This is a genomic window from Streptomyces sp. NBC_00239, assembly GCF_036194065.1.
Classification (GTDB): Bacteria; Actinomycetota; Actinomycetes; order Streptomycetales; family Streptomycetaceae; genus Streptomyces.
In genome coordinates this window covers 5,656,732-5,680,428 of record NZ_CP108095.1, presented here as the reverse complement: position 1 = coordinate 5,680,428, position 23,697 = coordinate 5,656,732, and the positions used below count along the sequence as shown (strand labels likewise).

The following is a 23,697-nucleotide window of genomic DNA, read 5'->3' as shown; positions in this document are numbered from 1 at the left end:
GGGGGCGCGCCCCCAGGGCAAGGGCAAGGCCTCGGGGACGGCGACGGCCGGGGCGGGCCGACGGCCGGGCGGGTCAGGTGGTGGGGATGGCGGTGCCTTCGCCGGAGACACGGATGCGGGGGTCACCCGCACGGAGTTCGACGGTAAGGACACCGGGCCGCCCCATGTCCACGCCCTGCCGAAGCGTGAGCACCGAGTCCGCGTCCGCGTCCACCAGCCCCAACTCCCGCGCATACGCCCCGAACGCCGCAGCCGCCGCCCCCGTGGCCGGGTCCTCCACGACCCCGCCCACCGGGAAGGGATCCCGTACGTCGAAGTCCGTCGCCCCGACGCGATGCACCAGCTGCAGCGTCGTCAGGTCCAGCCGCAGCATCAACGCCTCCAGCCGCCCGAAGTCGTACGCGAGATCCGCGAGCCGCGCCCGCGTACCCGCGCCGAGCACCAGGTGGCGCGCGCCCGCGAAGGCGATCCGGGGCGGCAGCGCCGGGTCGAGGTCGGCGGCCGCCCAGTCCAGCGCGGCAAGGGCCTCGGCGAGGTCGGCCGGGTCGATGTCCTCGACCTTCGGCGGCACGCTGGTCAGGGTGGCGCGCAGCCGCCCGTCCGCCGTACGGGCCACGGTGACCGGAACCTCGCCGACGGAGGTCACGAAGACCAGGTCGCCGGGGCCGGTGCGCTCGGCGACCGCGATGGCGGCGGCCACGGTGGCGTGCCCGCAGAACGGCACCTCCGCCTTGGGGCTGAAGTACCGCACGCCGAACCCCCGCCCGCCCGGCCCGTCGCCGCCGTCGGGCCGGGGCGTCAGGAACGCGGTCTCGCTGTAGCCCAGGTCCGCGGCGATCCGCAGCATCGCGGCGGCGTCGAGCGCGGTCGCGTCGAGGACCACCCCGGCGGGGTTGCCGCCCTCGGGGTCCGAGGAAAACGCGGTGTAACGCAGCACGTCAGTAAAGGTCATGATCATGGCAACCGACCACGGTCACCCCACATTCCCGCGCACCCCCTTGAGGCCCGCCGCACCACTTCCAACCTCGCCGCACCACTCCCAGCCCCGCCGGACCACCTCCAGCCTCGCCGGACCACCTCCAGCCCCGCCGGACCACCTCCAGCCCCGCCGGACCACCTCCAGCCCCGCCGGCGTTTGAGGCGCGGGGTTTGGGGCGGAGCCCCAAGACAACCCGGCTCCGCCGGGCACCGGGCTCCGCCCGGACCCGCGCCTCAAACGCCGTCGAGGCTGGGATTTGCCGGACGCAGCGCCGACAAGCCCGGGGCCGCGCCCCAAGGGCCGGCGATGCCGGGAGTTGTGGCGCAGGGCGCCGGCGAGGCCGGGGGTCGACCGGCCCAGGCGCGGGCCAGGCTGGAGGGGGCCGGGGGCCCCGCCCGTCAGCCCCGTCCGATGTACGGCATGGCCGTGGCCATCACCGTCGCGAACTGCACGTTCGCCTCCAGCGGAAGCCCCGCCATGTGCACCACGGTCCGCGCCACGTCCCCCGCGTCCATCACCGGCTCCACCGCCAGCTGCCCGTTCGCCTGGAGGATTCCGCTCTGCATCCGCTCGGTCATGTCCGTGGCCGCGTTGCCGATGTCGATCTGGCCGCAGGCGATCCGGTAGCGGCGGCCGTCCAGCGACAGGGACTTCGTCAGGCCGGTGACGGCGTGCTTGGTGGCGGTGTACGCGATCGAGTTCGGGCGCGGCACGTGGGCGGAGATGGAGCCGTTGTTGATGATGCGGCCGCCCTGCGGGTCCTGTTCCTTCATCAACCGGAACGCGCCCTGCGCGCACAGGAACGCACCGGTGAGGTTGACGTCGACGACCTGCCGCCAGTCCTCGTACCCGAGGTCCTCGACCGGTACGCCGCCGGGCCCGAAGGTACCCGCGTTGTTGAAGAGGAGGTCCAGGCGCCCGAAGCGCTCCCGCACCGCCGCGTACAGCGCCGCCACGTCGTCCGGCGAGCTCACGTCGGCCGGTACGCACAGCACCTCGGCCGCGCCGACCGCTTGCCCGGCCGCCTCGCCCACCGCCTCGGCCGCCGCCGCGCCCGCCGCTTCGGCGGTCGCCCGCAGGGGTTCCGGCCGGCGTCCGGCCAGGGCCAGCGACCAGCCGGCGGCGGCCAGCGCCACCGCGACGGAGCGTCCGATTCCGGAGCCCGCGCCGGTGACCACCGCGATCTTCTTCCCGCTGTTGTCCATGGGGCGGCAATGTACGGGACGGGCCGTGCCGGGCCGGGGACGTTCCACCAGCTGAGAGCACCGGCAGCCGTCCGTGACAGCCGCGGGACGGACTAAACTCTCCGGGTGAACCTCTCCGCCCCCACCGCCGACGCACTGCGCGCCGCGCTCGCCGGCCTGCTGGACGGCCTCCCGCCGAAGCAGGCCGCGCAGGCCGTCGACCGGCTGATCGCCAACTACCGGGGGCGCACCCCCACCGACGCGCCCGTGCTGCGCGACCGCTCCGACGTGGCCGCGTACGCCGCGTACCGGATGCCGGCCACCTTCGAGGCCGTACGGTCCGCGCTGGCGGGGCTCGCCGACGCGCTGCCCGGCTGGGCGCCTGCCTCGCACGTGGACGTCGGCGGCGGCACGGGCGCGGCGACCTGGGCGGTCGACGCCACCTGGGACGGGCCGCGCGCGACCACGGTCCTCGACTGGGCCGAGCCGGCCCTCGCCCTGGGCCGGGAGCTGGCCGAGGCATCGGGCTCCGAGGTGCTGCGCGAGGCGGTGTGGCGCAAGGCCGTCATCGGCAGCGGACTCCAGGTGCCCGAAGCGGAACTCGTCACCGTCTCGTACGTGCTGGGCGAGCTGACGGAGGACGCGCGGCACGCGGTCGTGGCGGAGGCCGCCGCGAAGGCCGGCACGGTGCTGATCATCGAACCCGGCACTCCGGAGGGGTACCTGCGCATCCGCGAGGCGCGGGACCGGTTGATCGCCGCGGGCCTGCGGGTCGCGGCCCCCTGCCCGCACGACGGCACCTGCCCGATCGTGCCCGGCGAGGACTGGTGCCACTTCTCGGCGCGGGTCAGCCGTAGCTCGCTGCACCGTCAGGTGAAGGGCGGCACCCTGGCCTACGAGGACGAGAAGTTCAGCTACGTGGCGGCCACGCGGCTGCCGGCGGTCCCGGCCGCCGCCCGGATCATCCGCAAGCCGCAGATCCGCAAGGGCCTGGTGTTGCTGGAACTGTGCGGCCCCGAGTCCGAGGGCCTCACCCGCACCAACGTGACCAAGCGCCACGGCCCCCTCTACAAAGCCGCCCGCGACACCGCCTGGGGCGCCCCCTGGCCCCCACCCCCCGCAGACTAGGGAGCCACCCCTCACCCCCGCTGCTCTGGGGCCCCGCCGGGTGCCTGGGGGCAACGGCCTCGCCGGGTGACCGTGGCGCGCATATTCAGCCCCGCCGGCTGCCCGAGGGGCAACTCTCAGCCTCGCCGGCGTTTGAGGCGCGGGTCCGGGCGGAGCCCGGTGCCCGGCGGAGCCGGGTTGTCTTGGGGCTCCGCCCCAAACCCCGCGCCTCAAACGCCGGCGAGGCTGGAATCGCCGCACGCAGCGCCGACAAGCCCGGAGGTTGCGCCTCAAACGCCGACAGGCCGGGGGTTGCGCCTCAAACGCCGACAGGCCCGGGGGTTGCCCCCAGGGCACCGGCAAGGCCGGAAGCGGCGCCACACCACGTGGCGCCACCACCGTGGGGCGGGGTCAGGGGCAGGGGCGGAGTTCCTGGGTGCAGCATTTGACGCTGCCGCCACCCTTGAGGAGTTCCCCGAGGTCCATGCCGATCGGCTCGAAGCCCCGAGCCCGCAACGGCTCGAACAACCCCGTGGCAGCCTGCGGCAGCAGCACGTGCCGCCCGTCCGACACCGCGTTCAGACCGAGCGCCTCCGCATCGGCCGTGGTCGCGATCAGCGCGTCGGGGAACAGGTGCCGCAGCACCGCCCGGCTGCCCGGCGAGAACGCCTGCGGGTAGTACATGACCTCGTCGCCGTCGAGCACGCACAGCGCCGTGTCCAGGTGGTAGTACCGCGGGTCCACCAGATCGAGGCCGATGACGGGCCGGCCGAAGAACTCCTGCGCCTCGTCGTGCGAGAGCGGACTGGACCGGAAGCCCCGGCCGGCCAGCAGGTACGTGGCGGTGACGGCGAAGTCCCCCTCGCCCTCGTTGATGTGCGAGGGCTCGTGGATGTCGGTGAAGCCGTGCGCGCGGAACCATTCGAGGTGGGCCTCCGCCTCGGCGGCCCGCTCCGGGTAGGCGAAGCGGGCGCCGAGCACCCGCCCGTCGACGACGGTCGCACCGTTGGCGGCGAAGACCATGTCGGGCAGCCCGGCCCTCGGGTCGAGCAGTTCGACCGTGTGCCCGAGGGACCGGTAGCGGTCGCGCAGGTCCTCCCACTGGGTCAGGGCGAGCTGAAGGTCCACCGGCTTGGCCGGATCCATCCACGGGTTGATGGAGTAGCTGACCCTGAAGTGCACGGGTGGGCACATCAGGTAGCGGCGGGGTGTTGCGTCTCGGTGCACGTACGGCTCCTCACGGGACACGGACCAGGAAGAGACAGAGAAGCAGGAATCGCAGCGATCGCAGGAATCGCGGCGATCGCAGGAATCGCGGCGATCGCATGGAGAGACAGGAAGAGAATCGTCTCTCCTCGGGGCTCACGGCACAGTGCACTGATCGGGTGGTTTGCCCGTCGAAGAACAGTCCGAAGCCTTGCGCTAGGTTTTCCGCCATGTCCGACGCCAATTCCACCCCTCCCGGCCAGGTTCCCAAGGCCCCCGACGCCACCCGGCGCAGTGAGCGGTCCCGCCGCGCGATCCTCGACGCCGCGCTCGCCCTCGTCGGCGAGGTCGGCTACAACAAGCTCACCGTCGAGGCCATCGCCGCCCGGGCGGGCGTCGGCAAGCAGACCATCTACCGCTGGTGGCCGTCGAAGGCCGCCGTCCTCCTCGACGCCTCGCTCGCACTGGCCGGGGACGCGGCCGCGCAGGGCGAGTGGACCGGCTTCCCCGACACCGGGGACCTCGCCGCCGACCTCAAACTGGTGCTGCGGGCGACCGTGGACGAACTGACCGACCCGGCGTACGAGGCACCCGCCCGCGCGCTGACCGCCGCCGGCGCCACCGACCCGGAGCTCGGCGCCCGCTTCACCGAACAACTCCTCATGCCGCAGCTCGCGCTGTACGAGGAGCGGCTGCGGTCCGCCCGGGAGGCGGGGCGGATCGACCCGGACACCGACGTCCGCCTCGCCGTGGAAATGCTGCTGGGCCCGCTGACACACCGCTGGCTGCTGCGCACCGGACCGCTCAGCCACGCGTACGCGGACGCTCTGGTGGACCGGGTGTTGCGGGGAATCGCGACATGACATTCGCCTCACATCCGGCTTCCCGGGCCTCCGGCTTGGGCAGTGCGGTCACCTGGGGCGCAGGATGGTGGGACGATGGGGTGGTCTGCCGGGGCAACGGTGATGGTGAGGGGATTGATGGGGTCTGAGTCCGGCCGCGACAAACGCGGCGAGCAGGGCAGGTTCGCCCAGTGGCTAGGCAGGTTCCGCAAGCCGGCCGTCGACGACCCCGGCCGTGAGCGCGAAGCGCTGCTCCTGGCCTTCGCCGCCGCCGGGATGCCGCTGGCGCCGGCCGCCCATCCGGTGGGCTACCGGTGTTCGTGCGAGCGGATCGGCTGTCCGACGCCCGCCCGGCATCCGCTGTCCTTCGCCTGGCAGACGCAGTCGACCACCGACCGCGCCCAGGTCGAGCGATGGGCCCGCAACCAGCCCCACGCCAACTTCGTCACCGCGACCGGCATGGTCCACGACGTGCTGGACGTGCCGCTGGAAGCCGGGGTCAGCGCGCTGGAACGGCTGCTGGCAGCGGGCATCGACGTCGGACCCGTCGCCGAGTCCGGCGGCACCGGCGGGCACGCGCGCATGCTGTTCTTCACCGCCACGCGGGGTACGCCCGAGGACGAGGACGAGTGGTGGCCGTGCGAACTGGACTGCCATCCCGAGACCATGGACGAGCATCCGGGGCTGCGGTGGCACTGCCGCGGCAGCTACGTGCTGGTGCCGCCGGCGCGGCTGCCGGGTGAGCTGGAAGTCGCCTGGGTGCGGGGGCCGGAGTATCCGCTGCCGGATCCGCTGACGCTGTTGGAGACGCTGACGGATGCGTGTGCTCGGCATGCCGAGGGAGCCGACCACGACCCTCACCCGGTCGCCTGGCCCCTCAGCCGCTGACCCCGCGACCCGCCCCCGCCGGCTGCCCACGGCCGACCCCGGCCTCGCCGGTGCCTTGGCGGCACGTGCCGCCCGGCCGGCAACCCCCAGCGACGTCGGCGCCCTGGCAGCACCTCCCGCCCGGCGGGCAATCCCCAGCGACGTCGGCGCCTTGGGGCGCAACCTCCAGCCTCGCCGGCGTTTGAGGCGCGGGGTTTGGGGCGGAGCCCCAAGACTGCAACCCGGCTGACGCCGGGCACCGGGCTCCGCCCGGACCCGCTCCTCAAACGCCGGAGGGGCTGGAGGGGGCGCGGGGCTGCCGGGCTCCGCCCGAACCCCGGGCGGCTGAAGGGTGCGCAGGGTTGCCGGGCCCCGCCCGGACCCGCTCCTCAAGCGCCGGAGGGGCTGGAGGGGGCGCGGGGTTGGCGGGCTCCGCCCGAACCCCGGGCGGCTGGAGGGGGCGCGGCGCTGGCGGGCTCCGCCCGAACCCCGGGCGGCTGGAGGGTGCGCAGGGTTGCCGGGCTCCGCCCGGACCCCGCTCCGGCTCCGCGCCCCGGCCCCCCCGGCGGAGCCTGATGGGTCGGCGGTCAGTGGATTTCGGTGACGATGATGTCGAGGGGCCAGGACTTCGCCGGCTTCGCGGGGGGCTCCCCCTCGACCACGTACCCCAGGTCCCGCAGCGCGACGACCAGTTCGGCCGGCGACCGAGGGACCGCTCCCGCCCGCAGCAGGTCCCGCACCACCCGCCCCTTGGTCGCCTTGTTGAAGTGGCTCACCACGGACCGCTTCTCGACCCCGTCGACCATCTGCGACTGCAGCACCCGGACCGTAGCGGTCCGCCCGGCGAGCTCGCCCTTCGGCTTCCAGGCGGTCGCGTACGCCGAGGACCGCAGGTCCAGGACCAGCCCGTCGCCGGCCGCCGCCGGCATCACCTCGGCCATCGGGCCCCGCCAGTACGCGCCGAGCGCGCCCAGCGCCGGCAGCTTCACGCCCATCGAGCAGCGGTAGGAGGGGATCCGGTCGGTGACCCGCACGGCACCCCACAGCCCGGAGAAGACGAGCAGCGAGCGCTCGGCGAGGGCCCGCGCGGCCGCGTCGAGCGTGGCCAGGCCCAGGGCGTCGTACAGCACGCCGGTGTAGATCTCGCCGGCCGGGCGGGCGCCGGCGGTCCGCAGCTCCGCGTTCTTGGCGATCTCGCCGCGCAGGCCCTCGCTGAGGCCGAGCACGTCGCGGGCCCGCTCCTCGTCGGTCAGGCACAGTTCGACGAGTTCGTCGAGGACGGCCGCGCGCGCCCCGGCCAGCCCGGGCAGCGACAGCCCCTCGGCCTTCAGGGGTGCGCCGGAGCCGCCGGCGGCCTTTCCTTCGGACGGCGGCAGCAGGACGAGCACGGCGGTTCTCCTTCATTACGTACGAGCAGGGGGTGCGGCCCCTCTGCCAGGGTAGGTGAACCGCCCGCCCCGCCGCGTCGCCCGCTCACCGTGCCGCCCCGCCCCGGCGGCCATAGGCTCGGGCCATGCCACGCCGCCACATGCACATGACCGGCGCAGCCGGGGATCCGCTGCGGGCCGCCCTGCGTGACCTGCGGACGAGCCTGGAGGTGCCCTCTGAGTTTCCGGCCGCGGTGCTCGCCGAGGCGGAACGCGCCGCCCGGGAGCCGCGCCTGCCCGAGTCGGACGCCACCGACCTGCCGATGTTCACCATCGACCCGCCGGGCTCGGTCGACCTGGACCAGGCCGTGCACCTGGCGCGCCGGCCGGGCGGCGGCTTCCGGGTGCACTACGCCATCGCGGACGTGGCCGCGTTCGTCACCCCGGGCGGCGCGCTCGACGCGGAGGTGCACCGGCGGGTGATGACCCTGTACTTCCCCGACGGAAAGGTGCCGCTGCACCCGGCCGCACTGTCCGAGGGCGCCGCCAGCCTGCTGCCCGGGCAGACCCGCCCGGCGCTGCTGTGGCGGATCGACCTCGACGCGCAGGGCCGGGCCGTGGCCACGGAGGTGCGCCGGGCGCTGGTGCGCAGCCGGTCCCGGCTGGACTACGAGGGCGTGCAGCGGGCCATCGACGGAGGTACCGCCGAGGAGCCGCTCGCCCTGCTGAAGGACATCGGGCTGCTGCGCGAGGCGCTGGAGACGGAGCGCGGCGGGGTGTCCCTGAACGTGCCCGAGCAGGAGATCGACGAGCGGGACGGACGGTTCGAGCTGAGCTACCGGGCGCCGCGGCCCGCCGACGGTTGGAACGCGCAGATCTCGCTGCTGACCGGGATGGCCGCGGCGGATCTGATGCTGGCGGCGGGCACCGGCGTACTGCGGACCCTGCCGAGCGCCCCGGACGGCGCGGTCGGCCGGCTGCGGCGGGCGGCGACGGCCCTGCACATCGACTGGCCGCACCACGTCCCGTACGCGCAGCTGGTGCGCTCCCTGGATCCGCGGGTGCCCCGGCACGCGGCGTTCCTCCAGGAGTGCACGGCGCTGCTGCGCGGGGCGGGTTACACGGTCTTCGAGGGCGGCCGGACCCCCGACCCGGCGCTGCACTCGGCGGTGGCCGCCCCGTACGCGCACTGCACGGCGCCGCTGCGGCGGCTGGTGGACCGGTACGCGGGCGAGCTGTGCGTGGCGGCGGTCGCCGGGCGGGAGCCGCCCGAGTGGGCGGTGGCCGCGCTGGCGGACCTGCCGAAGGAGATGGCGGAGGGCGGCAGGCTCGCCAACACGGTGGAGCGGGAGTGCGTGGACCTGGTCGAGGCGGCCGTGCTGAAGGACCGGGTGGGCGAGACCTTCGACGCGACGGTGATCGACGTGAAGGAGCGGGAGCCGCGGGTGGGGACCGTGCACCTGGAGGAGCCCGCGGTGGTGGGCCGGATCGAGTCGGGCTCGCCGGTGCCGCTGGGCGAGCGGATCCGGGTGCGGCTCACGCAGGCCGACCCGGGCACCGCCAAGATCCTCTTCGCCCCGGCCTGAGGCGCCTGGGCCGCCGGGCCGCCCGGACCCGGTGCCGGGGGCGGCCACGGCGGTCGCCCCTGTAGGTGCCCGAGGCGTGGTCCACTTCGGTGCCGCCGGTGACGGTGATGGCGCAGCCGCTCGCGCTCGTGAGCGTTTCGAGGCCGTCGACCGTGGCTCGGTTGATCTGCTCGTACGAGGTGCAGGTGGGGTTCGAGCGGGTGGTGCAGCCGCCGGAGGAGACCGCGGTGATTCCGTAGGCGCCGCTGCTCGGACCGGTGGAGGTCGAGCGGGCCCCGGGGCAGCCGGTAGCATGGCAGGCGCAGAACAACCAGAGCGGGCGGCCGCGACGGGACTCCGGTCCCGCCGAGGAACGTCCGGGCTCCACAGGGCAGGGTGGTGGGTAACGCCCACCCGGGGTGACCCGCGGGACAGTGCCACAGAGAACAGACCGCCTGCGGCTTCGGCCGCCGGTAAGGGTGAAACGGTGGTGTAAGAGACCACCAGCGCCTGAGGTGACTCAGGCGGCTAGGTAAACCCCACCTGGAGCAAGGTCAAGATGGGTCGGCCGTCTTCGGACGGCGGGCCCTGCGCGGACGATTGAGGGCTGCCCGCCCGAGTTCGCGGGTAGACCGCACGAGGCCGGCGGCAACGCCGGTCCTAGATGGATGGCCGTCTCCCCGGCGACCGCGAGGTCACCGGGCGACAGAACCCGGCGTACAGCTCCGGTTGTTCTGCACATGCGTGAGAAGGGGCCCGCACCGGTTGGTGCGGGCCCCTTCGTACGTGGTGGTCCCCGTCAGCGCAGGTGCGAGGTGTCGTTCAGGAGCCGCAGCGAGGCGTTGCCGTCCGCGTAGTAGGCGACCGCCGACAGCGAAGCGGCCGACAGCTCCATCTTGAACAGCGACTCCGGCGGCGCCCCGAGGGCCAGCCGGACCAGCGTCTTGACCGGGGTGACGTGGCTGACCAGCAGCACCGTACGGCCCCGGTGCGCGGCGAGCAGCCGGTCGCGGGCGGCGGCGACCCGCCGGGCGACCGTCGCGAAGCTCTCGCCTCCGCCGGTCGGGGCGGCCTTCGGGGAGGCGAGCCAGGCGTCGAGGTCGGCGGGGAAGCGCTCGCGCACCTCGGCGAAGGTGAGGCCCTCCCAGGCGCCGAAGTCCGTCTCGCGCAGTCCCTCGTCGACGGTGACCGCGAGCCCCAGCCGGTCGGCGACCGCCTGGGCGGTCTGCCGGCAGCGGCGCAGCGGCGAGGAGACCACCGTCTCGATGGTGCCGCGGGCCGCGAGCGCCCGGGCGACGGCGTCGGCCTGGCGCAGGCCGGTCTCGGACAGTTCCGGGTCGGTGCCGCCGCTGCCCGAGAACCGCTTCTCGGGGGTCAGGGCGGTCTCGCCGTGCCGCAGCAGCACGAAGGTCGCGGGCGTGCCGAGGTCCGGCCCCGACCAGCCGGCCGAGGGCGCGGCGACGGGGGCGGCGGGCTGAGGTGCCGTTTCTGCTACGGCGGTACCGGGTGCGGTGGCCCCGGGTACGGCCGTCCCGCTCGCGGGTTCGTCGGCGAACAGGGTGTCCGCTGCGTGCGCTCCGCCCGCGGCGTGCGCCCCGCGGGGTGCGGTGGTGCCGCGGGCCGAGGCCAGGGCGGCGCGCGCGGCGGCCGCGCCCGCGGCGGCGTCGCCCACGGGTCCGGCCGGCGGCGGGGTCGCCAGGCTGCGGGCCGCGCCCGTGTCGAGGGCCGCGGTGGAGGCCGACGGCTCCCACTGCCGGCCGCGCTTGCCCGCGTCCATGGCCTCGTTGGCGAGCCGGTCCGCGTGCTTGTTGCGCTCGCGCGGGATCCACTCGTACGTCACCTGGGAGGCGGGCAGGATCCGTGCCGCCTCCGCCGCGAGCGGCTTCATGTCCGGGTGCTTGATCTTCCAGCGGCCCGACATCTGCTCGACGACGAGCTTGGAGTCCATCCGCACCAGGACGGCGGCCTCCGGCGCGAGCTCGGCGGCGGCCTTCAGGCCCGCGATCAGGCCTTTGTACTCGGCCACGTTGTTCGTCGCGACACCGATGTACTCGGCCCGCTCGGCGAGCGTCTCACCGGTGACGGGGTCGAGGACGACCGCCCCGTAGCCCGCGGGCCCCGGGTTGCCCCGGGACCCCCCGTCGGCCTCGACGACAAACCGCGGCATCAGATGCCCGAGTCGGCCGTACGGACCAGGATGCGGCCGCAGTTCTCGTGCCGGACGACCTTGTTCGCGGCGGCCGACTTGACCTCGTTGACCTCGGCGATGTCCAGCTCGATCTGGCAGCCCAGGCAGCGGCGCTGGTACAGCTTGGCGGCGCCGACGCCGCCCTGCTTGACGCGGATCTTCTCGTACAGGGCGACCAGGTCGGCCGGGATCGACCCGACGACCAGCTCGCGGTCCTTGGAGAGCTTGGCGACCTCGGTGTCGATCTCGGCGGTGGCGGCGTCGCGGCGGGCGGTCGCGTCGTCCGTCTTCCCCTGGATCGCGGAGACCCGGTCGGTGAGCTCCACGACCCGCTCCTGGGCGGACTCGCGGCGCTCCATGACCTCCAGGACCACGTCCTCCAGGTCGCCCTGGCGCTTGGCCAGCGAGGTGATCTCGCGCTGGAGGTTCTCCAGGTCGCGCGGCGAGCCGACCGCGCCGGAGTCCAGGCGCTGCTGGTCGCGGACGGCGCGCTGGCGCACCTGGTCGACGTCCTGCTCCGCCTTGGTCTGCTCGCGCTGGGTGTCGCTCTCCTCGGTCTGCGCGGCGACGAGCAGGTCGCGCTGCTGGCTGAGGTCCTTGGTCAGGGACTCCAGCTCGGCGAGCTCGGGCAGCGTGTTGCGCTTGTGTGCGAGCTGAGACAGCCGGACGTCCAGGGCCTGGACGTCGAGAAGTCGGATCTGGTCGGCGGGCTCGGCGTTCAGTTGGGGGCTCCTGTGGGGTGAGAAGAGGACATCGTGGGTGCTTCGGACGGCGCGTGCGCGGTCCAGGGGTCGGTGACCGTGCGCGAGACGTGGGTCCGCAGACCCCAGCCGTGGCGCTCGGAGACGGCGTCGAGCTGGGCCGCGGCCTGCTCGCACCAGGGCCATTCGGTGGCCCAGTGGGCGGCGTCGACGAGGGCGAGCGGGCTGGTCTCGCGGGCCTCGGACACCGGGTGGTGTCGCAGGTCGGCGGTGAGGAAGGCGTCCACGCCGGCGGCGCGGACCTGCCCGAAGAGGCTGTCGCCGCTGCCGCCGCTGACGGCGACGGTACGGATCAGCGCGTCCGGGTCTCCGGCGACGCGGATGCCCTGGGCGGTACGGGGCAGCCGGGCGGCGGCCCGGGCGGCGAACTCGCGCAGCGTCTCGGGGTGGTCGAGGGCGCAGATCCGGCCGAGGCCGCGGCGGCCCGACGGGTCGGTGGGGTCCGGCACGAGCGGGCCGGTGATCCGCAGGTCGAGGGCGCCGGCCAGGGCGTCGGAGACCCCGGGGTCGGCGGTGTCCGCGTTGGTGTGCGCGACGTGCAGGGCGACGTCGTTCTTGATCAGGGTGTGCACGACCTTGCCCTTGAAGGTCGAGGCCGCGACGGTCGTCGTCCCCCGCAGGTAGAGCGGGTGGTGGGTGACCAGCAGGCCGGCGCCCAGCTTGATCGCCTCGTCGGCGACCTCCTGGACCGGGTCCACGGCGAACAGGACCGTCGACACCTCGGCGTCGGGGTCTCCGCAGACCGTGCCGACGGCGTCCCACTCCTCGGCCCGGGCGGGCGGCCAGAGGGCGTCGAGCGCGGCGATGACTTCAGACAGACGGGGCACGGGGGCAAGGCTACCGTCCGTGGCGCCGTCGGCCCGTCCCGGCTTGATCGGCGGACCTGGAGCGGGGAATCACCGGCGCCCGCGGTTCCGCCCCCGGGCCCGCGCCGATCCGGCCGGTGTCGGCCCGAACGGCTGTGGCAGGAACTGCTGCCCGACCTCCGGTACTCGCCGGGGGCGCGGCTCGAGCTGACCCGGGAGACGCAGAAACGACTCGGCGGCACGGCGGACGGGGACGGGCCGCTCCGCGGCACGGCGGGCTGACCTGGGGCTCCGTACCTGCTGCCCGCCTGGAGCACAGTCGTCTCGCCTTTCACAGGCGAACCGCCGGGCGGCCACCCTTATGTGTGAAGTGGGCGTGCTCGCGTTGTTCGGCAGGAAGTGCGAAAACTAGCTTCCTCCCCGGAGGTGACGCACGATGACCGCCTGTGCCATCGAACCCGCCGCGCCGGCCGCCCCGAATACCGCGCCGAGCACCGCTCCGACCGCCCCCACGGCGGCCGGAACCGCGTTCGCGATCGCGGCGGACGGCTCGTACGCGGCCCGGCTCGCCGGCGACGGGGAGGCCCGGTTCCCCGAGCGCTGGACGCTGGGCGGACCCGAACCGTACGCCGTACCGCTTCCGCTGGGGCAGCCGGAGGAAGCCGACAGCGGGCTCCTCGCGCTGGCCGACGGGCGGGTCCTGATCCACCGCCGGGTGGCCGGCCGGCACGCCTTCGCGCTGCTGTACCCGACGGGGGCGGCCGCCGGGCCGCGCACCGGGGAGCTGCCGCTCGGCGGGATCGAGGCGGCGGACTACACCGGCCTGACCCTGCTGCCGCCGGCGCCGGACGGCCGCGGGACGTTCGCCCTCGCGGCGCGCGCCGACGCCACGGAGGTGTGGCAGATCACCGGCGCCGGCACCGGGCCGCGGCAGGCCGCGGTGGTGCCCGGGCGGTGCTCGGGCGGGGTGTGGCTGGACCGCGCGGGCGGCCTGCTGGCCCTGGACCGGGAGCAGGACGGCCGCACCAAGGCCGTCGCCGTGGACCTCGGCCGGGGCGGCGAGGTGTCGCCGCTGCTCCAGATCGCCGAGGACAGCGACGACCGGCTGCTGCTCGCGGACCCGGACAGCGGGCTGCTGCTGATCCGCTCGGACGCGCCGGGTGAACCGCGGCTGGGCTGGGGGGTGCTGGGCAGCGCCCGGCCGGTGCGCTTCCCGGAGTGCCTGCGGGAGGAGGGCGCGGCGGCGGTGCCGTTCGCGGTGCAGCCGGGGCAGATCCTGATGCCGGAGAACTGCGCGGTGGCGCTGTGCCTGGACGGCGGCCGGTTGGGGCTGTGGCGGCCGGCGGACCGGTACCTGTTCCGGCTGGGGGCGCCGGTGGGGTGGCTGGGCGGGACCGGCATGTGGACCCGGGAGGGCGTGCTGCGGCTGCCGTACGCGACGGCGGACGTGCCGTGCGGGGTGGTGAACCTGACGGTCCCCCAGGCCCCGCCGGAGGTACGGTTCGTCCCGCCGCCCGCCGCCCCGGCGGCCCCCCGGCCGATCCCCCTCCAGCAGGCCCCGCTGACCTGCGGCTGACCGTACGGCGGCGGTGGCTGTCAGTGGGCACCCCGATACTTCTGACGGCCCGTCGTGTGATGAGATTGCGGGCTGGGGGAACGGCCTGGGCATGGGGGTCCAGGCCGGAGTGAGAGAACGATTCGGAGTGACGTCCCACATGTCTGATGTACGAACCGAGACGACCGAGGCGCGGGTGGCGGGGGGTCGCCATCGGGGCGGTGCCGCCCCCACGGAGGACACCGCGCGCCCGTCCCAGGGCCGCCACCGCCGCCAGCCCGACCCGTCCGAGGAACCCCCGGGCTGACTCCACCCCACTGGGGCCAACGCCCGGCCTCGCCCGCGCCCGGCGGCGCAACACCCGGCCCCGCGGACGCGCTGGGGCACCATTCCCGGCCTCGCCGACCCGCTGGGGCTCAACACCCAGCCTCGCCGACCCGCTGGGGCGCCATTCCCAGCCTCGCCGGCGTTTGAGGCGCGGGGTTTGGGGCGGAGCCCCGAGACTGCAACCCGGCTCCGCCGGGTACCGGGCTCTGCCCGGACCCGCGCCTCAAACGCCGGCGAGGCTGGGAGTTGCCGCCGTGGCAGGGGGTTGCCCCTCGGGTACCGGGGAGGCTGGGAGTTGCCGCCGAGGCAGGGGTTGCCCCTCGGGTACCGGGGGGGCTGGGAATTGCCGCCGAGGCAGGGGTTGCCCCTCGGGCAGGATCGAGCCTGGAGGTTGCCGTCCAAGGCGTCGGCGAAGCCGAGGTGCGCCACGGTCAGCCGCAGGGGCAGCCGGCCGGGGCGTGGGGGTCAGGCGTGTTTGAGGGAGAGGACTTCGGAGGCGGCGAAGGTCTCACCCGCCGGCCGCGCCGCGTAGTGCGCGCCCAGCACCTCGTCCAGCTCCTCGAAGGAGAAGACCTCCTTCGCCGTGTCGAACTTGGCCGCGACCTTCGGTCGTTCCATGATCACCACGATCCCGCCGTGCACCACGAACAACTGCCCGTTGGCCCCCGCGGCAGCGGGCGACGCCAGGTAGCCGACCAGCGGCGCGACGTGCTCGGGCGCCAGCGCGTCCAGCTTGCCCTCCTCCGGCACCTCGAAGCCCGCGAAGACGTCCTCCGTCATCCGGGTCCGCGCCCGCGGACAGATCGCGTTGGCCGTCACCCCGTACTTCGCGAGCGCCAGCGCCGTCGACGTGGTGAGGCCGACGATGCCGCCCTTGGCCGCCGCGTAGTTCGGTTGTCCCGCGGACCCGCCGAGGAAGGCCTCCGAGGACGTGTTGACGATCCGCCCGTACACCGGGCCGCCCGCCGCCTTGGACCGCTCGCGCCAGTGCACGGACGCGAAGTGCGTGGTGTTGAAGTGGCCCTTGAGGTGGACCCGGATCACCGAGTCCCATTCCTCCTCCGACATGGAGAAGACCATCCGGTCGCGCAGGATCCCCGCGTTGTTGACGAGGATGTCCAGCTTGCCGAAGGTGGTCACCGCCAGCTCGACCAGCTCGCGCGCCTGCGCGAAGTCGGCCACGTCGCCCAGGTGCGCCACCGCCCGACCGCCGGCCGCCCGGATCTCGGCGGCCACCTCCTCCGCAGGCGCGGCCGACGCCTCGCCGGAGCCGTCGCGGCCGGGCTGGCCGAAGTCGTTGACGACCACGCTCGCGCCGAGCCGCGCCAGCTCGATCGCCTCGGCGCGCCCGAGCCCGCGGCCCGCGCCCGTCACGACGGCGGACAGTCCCTGAAGTGGCAGTGCCATGACGTGTGGTCCTCTCAGAGTTCGATGCAGGTGCGCAGGGCGACGCCGGTACGCATCTGGTCCAGCGCGTCGTTGATCTCGGCGAGCTGCACCCGGTGGGTGATCAGACCGGCGAGGTCGACCCGCCCGGCCCGCCACAGGGCGATGGTCCGCTCGTAGGAGCGCAGTACGTCGCCGCCGCCGTACATGGACGGCAGGATCCGCTTCTCGTCGAAGAACAGCGAGAACATGTCGATCTGGAAGTTGTCGTCGAGGGCGCCCGCGCCGACGATGCACACGGTGCCGCCGCGCCGGGTCATGTCGTAGGCGGTGCGCGCGGTCGCCGACTTGCCGACCACCTCGAAGACGTAGTCGAAGCCCTCGTTGGCGGTGATGCGGGCCTTGGCGTCGGCGAACTCCTCGGGGGAGACGGCCTCGGTGGCGCCGAACCGCAGGGCCGCCTCGCGCCGGGAGGCGACCGGGTCGACGGCGATGATCTGCGCCGCGCCCTGCACCTTGGCGCCCTGGATGGTGGAGATGCCCACGCCGCCGCAGCCGATCACGGCGACCGAGGCGCCGGCGGTGACCTGCGCGGTGTTGATGGCCGCGCCGAGGCCGGTGGTGACGCCGCAGCCGATCAGCGCGGCGATCTCGAAGGGCACGTCGTCGGGGATGGGTACGGCGCAGCCCGCAGCGACGACGACCTCCTCGGCGAAGGTGCCGGTGCCGGCGAAGCCGAAGACCTCGCCGCCGGGGCGCTTGAAGTTGGGCACGCCGGCGTTGACGAGGCCTGCCAGGCAGAGGTGGCCCTGGCCGCGCTTGCAGGAGGCGCACTGGCCGCACGGCGGCAGCCAGCAGACGAGCACCCGGTCGCCGGGCGCGAGTCCGGTGACGCCGTCGCCGACGTCGACGATCTCGCCCGCGCCTTCGTGGCCGGGGACGAAGGGGGCGGGCTGGGGCAGCACGCCGTTCATCGCGGAGAGGTCGGAGTGGCACAGTCCGGTGGCCCGGACGCGGATCTTCACCTTGCCCGGGCCGAAGCCCATCGCCTGGATGTCGTCGACGACTTCCAGCTTGTCCTGTCCGATCTCGCTCTGCAGTGCTGCGCGCACGGTGCGGCTCCTCTCGAACTCGCGAACTCGCGAACTGGTGCGGTGCGGTGCGGTGCGGTCGGTGTTGCTCAGGCGTACGTCACGACGGTGTCGGCGAGGACCGGCGCGTCGTCCCGTTCGGCGGCGGTCACCGCCACCCGGACGCTGCCCTCGGACTCCCACATCCGCATGCGGAGCGTCTCGCCGGGGAAGACGATCCCGGCGAACCGGGTGCTGTACGAGCGGACCCGGGAGACGTCGCCGCCGAGCACGGTGTCCACGACGGCCTTGAGGGTCATGCCGTACGAGCACAGTCCGTGCAGGATCGGCCGGTCGAAGCCGGCGAGCTTGGCGAACTCGGGGTCGGCGTGGAGCGGGTTCCAGTCCCCGGAGAGCCGGTAGAGCAGGGCCTGCTCCTCGCGGATGACGCGTTCCACGGTGCGGTCGGGGTCCCGGTCGGGCTCCTCGGCGCGTGCGGAGGGCCCGCGCTCCCCGCCGAAGCCGCCCTCGCCCCGTACGAAGATCTGGGCGTCGCTCGTCCACAGCGGGCCTTCGGCGTCGGCGACCTCGGAGCGCAGGACGATCACGGCGGCCTTGCCCTTGTCGTAGACGGCGGCGACCTTCGACTGCGAGACGGCTTCCCCCTTGACGGGAATGGGGCGGTGCAGCTCGATGGTGTGGCCGCCGTGCAGCACGGAGGCGAGGTTGACCTCGATGCCGGGCGCGCCGAGCCCGCCGAGCATGGCCATGCCGGCGCCCGCGACGGTGGCGAAGCTCGGCAGTACGTGGAGCTTGGACTCCAGGGTGTAGCGCAGCTCGTCGGGGTCGGTGGCGGGGGTGCCGGCGCCGAGACCGAGGTGGTAGAGCTGGATGTCCTTGTGGTCCCAGCGGATCTCGCTGCGGCGGGGATCGGCGGCGAGCGCCCTGGCGGCATCGATCGGCATGAGGATGCTGCTCCTTGGTCGTGGAAGACCTCGGCGCGACCGTCCGCACCGTCGGCCGCGCCGAGGTCGTATTCGGGCCGGTTCTAGAACGCGTTCTAGGGCCGGTGGGGAATGTATATCGTGCGGTCCGGCCGTTGGGAAGACTCCTGACGTGACGTCAGATCAGGTTTCTCGGGGGTGCGTGGCGCGCGCGGCGGGCGGGTGGGGCCTACGCTCGACGGGTGGACGAAATGCCGGTTTCCCAGCGCTCTGCCCGGTCCCTGCGGGTGCTTTTGGCTCCGCCGAATCCGCCGTTGGCGGTGCAGCTGGGGCTTCAGCCGGACATCGAGGTGGTGGCCTCCGTGATCGCCCGGCCGGCGGTGGCCCTGACGGATTCCGTGGACCGGGTCCCCGCGCTGCTCGGGGAGGACCCCGAGTGCCGGGTCCTGGTCCTCACGGGCTCCGCCCACGAGGGGCTGGCGGCCGCGGTGCTCGCCGTGGGCGGGGCGGGGCTGGTCCTGCGGGACGGTCCGCTGGACGATCTGGCGGACTCCATCCGCCGGGCCTCCCGCGGCGAAACCGTCATCGACCCGGCCCTCGCCCCCTGACCCCCTGGGGCTCCGCCCCAGACCCCGCGCCTCAAACGCCGGCGAGGCTGGAGGTCACGCCCCGGGCGCCGCCGACCCCAGCCCCGCCGGCGATTGAGGCGGACGCGGCCCGGCGCGGGGCCGCGCGCGGGGCAATCCAGCTCCAGCCCGCCGGCGCTTGAGGCGCGAGCGGGGGCGGCGGCCGGCTGCCAGGGGCTATCGGCGGAGCAGGGTCACCACGGCCGCGCCGCCGAGCCCGATGTTGTGGGCGAGGCCCACCCGCGCCCCGCCGACCTGCCGACCCCCCGCCTCACCCCGGAGCTGCCACACCAGCTCGGCCGCCTGCGCCAGCCCCGTCGCCCCCAGCGGATGCCCCTTGGAGATCAGCCCCCCGGACGGGTTCACCACCCACCGCCCGCCGAACGTCGTCGCGCCGCTCTCCACCAGCTTCCCGGAGGCCCCCTCCCCGCACATCCCCAGCGCCTCGTACGTCAGCAGTTCGTTCACCGAGAAGCAGTCGTGGAGTTCGATCACGTCGACGTCCTCGATGCCGAGCCCCGACCGTTCGTAGACCTGCCGCGCCGCCGCCGCGGTCATCGGTTTGCCGACCACGTCGATGCACGACCCGGACGCGAAGGACTCCCCCGTGTCGGTGGTCATCGCCTGCGCCGCGATCTCGACCGCCTTGTCGTGGAGCCCGTGCCGGACCACGAACCGCTCGGACACCACCACCGCCGCCGCCGCGCCGTCGGACGTCGGCGAGCACTGGAGTTTGGTCAGCGGCCGGTGGATCTCCTTCGCGGCGAGGATCTCCTCGACCGTCCACACGTCCTGGAACTGCGCGTTCGGGTTGGCCGCCGAGTGCCGGTGGTTCTTCTCGCCGACCATCGCGAGCTGCGCGGCCGTGGTCCCGTACCGCTCCATGTGCTCGCGGGCCGCGTTCCCGAAGATCTGCGCGGTCGGCGGGCTCATCTCGAAGCCGTGCCCGGCCGCCATGATCCCGTAGTGCCGGGCCACCGGCGACGTCTTGAAGTCGCCCCCGTCGGCCCCGCCCCCCAGCGCGCCCTTCTTCATCTTCTCGAAGCCGAGCGCGAGCACGCAGTCGCTCTGCCCGCCCTCGACGAACTGCCGGGCCATCATCAGCGCCGTGGACCCGGTCGCGCAGTTGTTGTTGACGTTGTAGACGGGCACCCCCGTCAGGCCCAGCTCGTACGCGGCCCGCTGCCCGGCCGTCGACGCCTGGAAGCAGTAGCCCACCGGCACCTGCTCGACCAGCCCGTAGTCGATCCCGGCGTCGGCGAGCGCCGCCGTCCCGGCCTCCTTTGCCATGTCCCAGTACTGCCAGTCCCGCGTCTCCGGCTTCTCGAACTTCGTCATGCCGACACCCACGATGTACGACTTCATCTGTGCTGCCCTTCAGTCCCGGGGGAGGCCGAGGATCCGCTCGGCCACGACGTTCAGCTGGACCTGGGTGGTGCCGCCGGCGATCGTCAGGCAGCGGGACATGAGCATCCCGTGCACCGCCCGCTCCCCCGGCCCTTCGCAGACCGCGCCCGCCGGGCCGAGCAGTTCGAGCGCCAGCTCGGCGGTGCGCTGCTGGTGCGGTGTCTGGACGAGCTTGCGCACGGACGCGCCCGCGCCGGGCTCCAGGCCGGACACCTGTTGCAGGGTGGTCCGCAGCCCGATGCAGGCGAGCGCGTGCGCCTCGGCGACGAGCGCCCCGATCCGGGCCCGGTAGGCGCCGTCGAGGTCGGCGGACCGGGCGATCAGCGCTTCGAGGCCGGTGGAGAAGGACATCTGGTCGGCCATGTGGACGCGCTCGTTGCCGAGGGTGTTGCGGGCGACCTTCCAGCCGCCGGTCTCCTCGCCGACGAGGGCGTCCGCGGGGAGTTCGGCCGCGTCGAAGTACACCTCGTTGAAGAGGGCCTCCCCGGTGATCTCCTTCAGCGGGCGGATGTCGATGCCGGGGGTGTTCTTCATGTCGACGACGAAGTAGCCCAGACCCTTGTGCTTGGGGGCGGCGGGGTCGGTGCGGGCGAGCAGGATGCCGTAGTCGGCGGTGTGCGCCGAACTCGTCCACACCTTCTGCCCGTTGATCACCCAGCGGCCGTCCGCCGTGCGTTCCGCCCTGGTCCGCAGCGAGGCCAGGTCCGAACCCGCCCCCGGCTCGGAGAAGAGCTGGCACCAGGTCGCCTCGCCGCGCAGGGTGGGCATCACGTACCGCTCGCGCTGCTCCTCGGTGCCGTACGCGATCAGCGAGGGCACCACCCAGGTGGCGATGCCGAGTTCGGCGACCCGCACCCCGGCCGCGGCGAACTCCTCCTGGACGGCGAGCTGTTGTACGGGCCCGGCGCCGAGGCCGTACGGGTGCGGCAGGTGGGGCGCCGCGTAGCCGGTGGGCGCGAGGACCCGGCGGGCGGTGGCCGGGTCGAGCCCGCGGGCGTCCTCGACGGCCTGTGCGGCCCGGGCCCGGTACGCGTCCGCCGCCGGGGGCAGGACGAGCCTCAGCTCCCGGCGGGCTCCGGCGGCGGCCAGCCGGACGGCCCGGGTGCGGTGCCCGTCGCCGGCGCCTAGCAGCTGCCGGGCCACGAGGGCGCGGCGCAGGAAGACGTGGGCGTCGTGCTCCCAGGTGAAGCCGATGCCGCCGAGGATCTGGATGGCGTCCTTGGCGCAGGAGTACGCGGCGTCGAGGGCGGTTCCCGCGGCGAGGGCCGCGACCAGCGCCCGCACCTCGGGCGTCACGCCCGGGCCCGCGCCCACGCCATCGGCGTCCGGGGCGGCGGCCCGTACGGCGTCCCAGGTCAGGGCGCGGGCCTGCTCGACGCGTACGAGCATGTCGGCGCACAGGTGCTTGACGCCCTGGAACTGGCCGATGGGCCGCCCGAACTGCTCGCGCACCTTGGCGTATTCGGCGGCGGTACGCAGCGCCCGGGCGGCCGTGCCGCAGGCGTCGGCGGCGAAGAGGGCGCAGGCCAGGTCCCGTACGAGAGCGGCGTCCGCGGCGAGCAGCCGGCCGGGCGGCACGGACACGCCGCGGGCCTGCACCTCGGCGGTGGGCCGCGTCGGGTCGGCGCTGTCGTGCGTACGGATGTCGAGCGCGGCGGCGTCCACCGCGAACCACAGGGTGCCGTGCGCCGCCTCCGCGGCGAGCAGCACGAGGTCGGCCTCGCCCGCGCCGAGGACCGGCGGCGCGGCCCCGTCGAGCAGGTGGCCACCGCCCTCGACGGCGACGGCGGTCATGCCGCCGGGCCCCATGGCCACGGCTCCGATCCGGCTGCCGTCGGCGAGCGCCGCCGCCAGTTCGCCGGCGCCGGCGTGCGCGAGGACGGCGGAGGCGAGCGCACTGGCCAGGTACGGCCCGGGGAGTGCGGCCTGCGCGGCCTCCTCGACGACCACGGCGAGGTCGAGGAGGGTGCCGCCCTCCAGGTGCGGGGCCAGCAGGCCCTGTGCGACGAGCGCGTCCCACCACGGGGGCCGGACGCCCGTCCGGGGCGGCGAGTCGAGCAGCTTGCGGACCTCTTCGGGCGGCACGGTCCGCGCCACCCAGCCGCGTACGGCCTCGGCCAGCTCCCGGTGTTCCGATGTGATTCCGATGCCCATGCGCGGCAGAGTAGAACACGTTCCAATCTGACGGAAGGTCAGAATAGAACGTGTTCCTCTGGCTCGCCGCTCCTCAGGCCGGGCCCGACGCCCCCGCCTCCCCTTGTGCCAAAATCTTCGGCGGAACGCGTGGGCACCCGCCCGTGGGGGATTCAGCGGGGTGGGGAGCACCTGTACGCATGAACAGCATCAAGAAGGCGGCGGCGACGGTCGCGACGGCTGCGGTGATCGCCGTGACGGCGGGATGCGGCGACGGATCCGGCACCGGAGCATCACCGTCGGCGCCGGCGGCGTCCACGAAAGCGCCGACGGCCGGGCAGGACCCGCTGGGCCGGGAGGCCGTGAACCGGGACGTGGACGAGGCCACCGCGGAGGCGGGGCTGATGGGCCTGTCTCCGGGCGTCGACCCCGACGAGACCGACCCGACCGAGATCCGCCTCGGCCGGTGCACGACCCTCTGGGCCGGGAGCCCGGGCGGGCCCCTCGACACGCAGACCGGCGAGCGGCCCTACTCCGACGCGCTGGCCGCGCTGGAGGAGCGCGGTTGGAAGCGCACGGGCCGCGAGCAGCACGGCGACACCGCGCTGACCACGTTCACGAAGAAGGACTGGAACATCCGGGCGACCCTCAAGGAGTCCGACCGGGTCGACCTGATCCAGTTCGCCGCCTTCCACGAGAGCTGCCGCGCCGAGGTCTTCGCCCTCGCGGAGAAGCGGCGTACGACCGGAACGGCGGGCTAGGACGTGCCGGCACTCGACCCGCATTGGCTCCGCACCTGGGCCGCGGACGTCACCGGCCGGCTGAACGCCGTCCTCGCCGCGTTCGAGACCTACTACCCGTACCCGCCGGACGTGAACGAGGTCGTCCTGACGAGCCCCGAACGAGGGCGGGACGGCGTCGACGCACTGCGCGCGGACCCGGCCGTCCACCCCGACCTGGTCACCTTCTACGAGACGGTCGAGGAGGTGACCATGGCCGACATCGGCAACGCGTACTTCATCCACACCGCCGCCCACGCGCACGGCGAGCTCACGGCCGAGCCCATGCCCGGCGGCGCCGGCCGCGGCACGGTCTTCGCGAGCGACGGCGGCGGGACGCTCTTCGCCGTGGGCCAGGACGGCACGGTCCACCGCTCGGTCGCCCCCGCCTCCACGGACGTCGACTTCCTGCCCGTCGCCACCGACCTGCGCGACTTCCTCACCCAGCTCCAGGGCTGCGTCACCCGTTTCGCCCTCACCAGGTCGCCGGGCTGGCTCTGACCTCCTCTCCGGCGGCCGCCGCGTCCGGGGGGTACCGAATCCGGTGGCACCTAATCGGGGGACCGCATCCGGTGCGGGCCCGCCCGGGTGACGGGGA

The 23,697-nt window shown here is 74.3% G+C and carries 21 protein-coding genes and 1 other RNA gene; 10 read left to right on the top strand and 12 right to left on the bottom strand.

The window, feature by feature from the left end; translation table 11 throughout:
• Window positions 1-73: 73 nt before the first annotated feature.
• Together OG764_RS24990 and OG764_RS24985 are read right to left on the bottom strand one after the other, a co-directional pair.
• On the bottom strand, window positions 74-952 hold the full coding sequence (locus tag OG764_RS24990; protein WP_328970661.1) for a PhzF family phenazine biosynthesis isomerase: 879 nt from the start codon (window positions 950-952) through the stop codon (window positions 74-76).
• 425 nt (window positions 953-1,377) lie between these two features.
• On the bottom strand, window positions 1,378-2,184 hold the full coding sequence (locus OG764_RS24985) for an SDR family oxidoreductase (RefSeq protein ID WP_328970660.1): 807 nt from the start codon (window positions 2,182-2,184) through the stop codon (window positions 1,378-1,380).
• A 105-nt stretch (window positions 2,185-2,289) separates the two neighbouring features.
• Here OG764_RS24985 and OG764_RS24980 point away from each other — a divergent pair, with 105 nt between their 5' ends.
• Window positions 2,290-3,291, top strand: a complete 1,002-nt coding sequence (locus OG764_RS24980) for a small ribosomal subunit Rsm22 family protein (RefSeq protein WP_328970659.1) — start codon at window positions 2,290-2,292, stop codon at window positions 3,289-3,291.
• 390 nt (window positions 3,292-3,681) lie between these two features.
• Here OG764_RS24980 and ddaH read toward each other — a convergent pair whose 3' ends face one another.
• Window positions 3,682-4,497 (bottom strand): dimethylargininase, encoded by an 816-nt coding sequence (gene ddaH, locus OG764_RS24975; RefSeq protein WP_443056037.1) that lies wholly within the window; start codon window positions 4,495-4,497, stop codon window positions 3,682-3,684.
• Window positions 4,498-4,706: 209 nt separating this feature from the next.
• Between ddaH and OG764_RS24970 the strand changes: the two genes are divergently transcribed.
• Together OG764_RS24970 and OG764_RS24965 are read left to right on the top strand one after the other, a co-directional pair.
• Window positions 4,707-5,339: a TetR/AcrR family transcriptional regulator gene (locus OG764_RS24970; RefSeq protein WP_328970658.1), complete on the top strand. Its 633-nt coding sequence runs from the start codon at window positions 4,707-4,709 to the stop codon at window positions 5,337-5,339.
• A gap of 117 nt (window positions 5,340-5,456) precedes the next feature.
• Window positions 5,457-6,206 (top strand): bifunctional DNA primase/polymerase, encoded by a 750-nt coding sequence (locus OG764_RS24965; RefSeq protein WP_328970657.1) that lies wholly within the window; start codon window positions 5,457-5,459, stop codon window positions 6,204-6,206.
• Window positions 6,207-6,772: 566 nt separating this feature from the next.
• On the opposite strand, the gene yaaA is transcribed toward OG764_RS24965, so the two are convergent.
• Window positions 6,773-7,573 carry a peroxide stress protein YaaA gene (gene yaaA, locus OG764_RS24960; protein ID WP_328970656.1) on the bottom strand — a complete coding sequence of 267 codons (801 nt, stop codon included), beginning with the start codon at window positions 7,571-7,573 and terminating at the stop codon, window positions 6,773-6,775.
• A gap of 125 nt (window positions 7,574-7,698) precedes the next feature.
• Here yaaA and OG764_RS24955 point away from each other — a divergent pair, with 125 nt between their 5' ends.
• The 3 genes from OG764_RS24955 (at window position 7,699) to rnpB (ending at window position 9,853) form a co-directional block, all read left to right on the top strand.
• On the top strand, window positions 7,699-9,138 hold the full coding sequence (locus OG764_RS24955) for an RNB domain-containing ribonuclease (protein ID WP_328970655.1): 1,440 nt from the start codon (window positions 7,699-7,701) through the stop codon (window positions 9,136-9,138).
• 65 nt (window positions 9,139-9,203) lie between these two features.
• Window positions 9,204-9,377, top strand: a complete 174-nt coding sequence (locus OG764_RS24950) for a hypothetical protein (protein ID WP_328970654.1) — start codon at window positions 9,204-9,206, stop codon at window positions 9,375-9,377.
• Window positions 9,378-9,445: 68 nt separating this feature from the next.
• Window positions 9,446-9,853, top strand: an RNA gene (gene rnpB, locus OG764_RS24945) — RNase P RNA component class A.
• 63 nt (window positions 9,854-9,916) lie between these two features.
• On the opposite strand, the gene OG764_RS24940 is transcribed toward rnpB, so the two are convergent.
• Genes OG764_RS24940 through OG764_RS24930 form a run of 3 tightly spaced genes read right to left on the bottom strand, consistent with a single transcriptional unit; the run spans window position 9,917 to window position 12,893 of the window.
• A complete protein-coding gene (locus OG764_RS24940; RefSeq protein ID WP_328970653.1) occupies window positions 9,917-11,284 on the bottom strand; it encodes a bifunctional RNase H/acid phosphatase in 1,368 nt (455 codons plus the stop codon).
• Window positions 11,284-12,027, bottom strand: a complete 744-nt coding sequence (locus tag OG764_RS24935; RefSeq protein ID WP_328973154.1) for a zinc ribbon domain-containing protein — start codon at window positions 12,025-12,027, stop codon at window positions 11,284-11,286. The genes OG764_RS24940 and OG764_RS24935 overlap by 1 nt, the downstream gene beginning before the upstream one ends.
• Complete coding sequence (locus OG764_RS24930; protein WP_328970652.1) at window positions 12,024-12,893, bottom strand: Nif3-like dinuclear metal center hexameric protein; 870 nt, start codon at window positions 12,891-12,893, stop codon at window positions 12,024-12,026. Before OG764_RS24930 ends, OG764_RS24935 begins: the two co-directional genes overlap by 4 nt.
• Window positions 12,894-13,308: 415 nt before the next feature.
• Here OG764_RS24930 and OG764_RS24925 point away from each other — a divergent pair, with 415 nt between their 5' ends.
• Window positions 13,309-14,448 carry a hypothetical protein gene (locus tag OG764_RS24925; RefSeq protein WP_328970651.1) on the top strand — a complete coding sequence of 380 codons (1,140 nt, stop codon included), beginning with the start codon at window positions 13,309-13,311 and terminating at the stop codon, window positions 14,446-14,448.
• Between the two features lie 771 nt (window positions 14,449-15,219).
• Here the strand turns inward: OG764_RS24925 and OG764_RS24920 are convergent.
• The 3 genes from OG764_RS24920 to OG764_RS24910 form a co-directional block, all read right to left on the bottom strand.
• On the bottom strand, window positions 15,220-16,161 hold the full coding sequence (locus tag OG764_RS24920; RefSeq protein WP_328970650.1) for a 3-oxoacyl-ACP reductase: 942 nt from the start codon (window positions 16,159-16,161) through the stop codon (window positions 15,220-15,222).
• A gap of 14 nt (window positions 16,162-16,175) precedes the next feature.
• Entirely contained in the window at window positions 16,176-17,252 is a 1,077-nt protein-coding gene (locus OG764_RS24915) for a Zn-dependent alcohol dehydrogenase (RefSeq protein ID WP_328970649.1), read from the bottom strand.
• Between the two features lie 68 nt (window positions 17,253-17,320).
• Window positions 17,321-18,175 (bottom strand): MaoC/PaaZ C-terminal domain-containing protein, encoded by an 855-nt coding sequence (locus OG764_RS24910; protein WP_328970648.1) that lies wholly within the window; start codon window positions 18,173-18,175, stop codon window positions 17,321-17,323.
• A 293-nt stretch (window positions 18,176-18,468) separates the two neighbouring features.
• On the opposite strand from OG764_RS24910, the gene OG764_RS24905 reads away from it, so the two are divergent.
• Window positions 18,469-18,762, top strand: coding sequence for a hypothetical protein (locus OG764_RS24905; RefSeq protein ID WP_328970647.1), 294 nt, complete (start codon window positions 18,469-18,471; stop codon window positions 18,760-18,762).
• Between the two features lie 195 nt (window positions 18,763-18,957).
• On the opposite strand, the gene OG764_RS24900 is transcribed toward OG764_RS24905, so the two are convergent.
• Window positions 18,958-20,145 carry a lipid-transfer protein gene (locus OG764_RS24900; RefSeq protein WP_328970646.1) on the bottom strand — a complete coding sequence of 396 codons (1,188 nt, stop codon included), beginning with the start codon at window positions 20,143-20,145 and terminating at the stop codon, window positions 18,958-18,960.
• 12 nt (window positions 20,146-20,157) lie between these two features.
• The gene (locus OG764_RS24895; protein WP_328970645.1) at window positions 20,158-22,341 is read right to left on the bottom strand and encodes an acyl-CoA dehydrogenase; all 2,184 of its coding nucleotides are present in this window, start codon (window positions 22,339-22,341) and stop codon (window positions 20,158-20,160) included.
• A 179-nt stretch (window positions 22,342-22,520) separates the two neighbouring features.
• Here OG764_RS24895 and OG764_RS24890 point away from each other — a divergent pair, with 179 nt between their 5' ends.
• Together OG764_RS24890 and OG764_RS24885 are read left to right on the top strand one after the other, a co-directional pair.
• Complete coding sequence (locus tag OG764_RS24890) at window positions 22,521-23,081, top strand: hypothetical protein (protein ID WP_328970644.1); 561 nt, start codon at window positions 22,521-22,523, stop codon at window positions 23,079-23,081.
• 3 nt (window positions 23,082-23,084) lie between these two features.
• Entirely contained in the window at window positions 23,085-23,600 is a 516-nt protein-coding gene (locus OG764_RS24885; protein ID WP_328970643.1) for a hypothetical protein, read from the top strand.
• Window positions 23,601-23,697 lie beyond the last annotated feature (97 nt).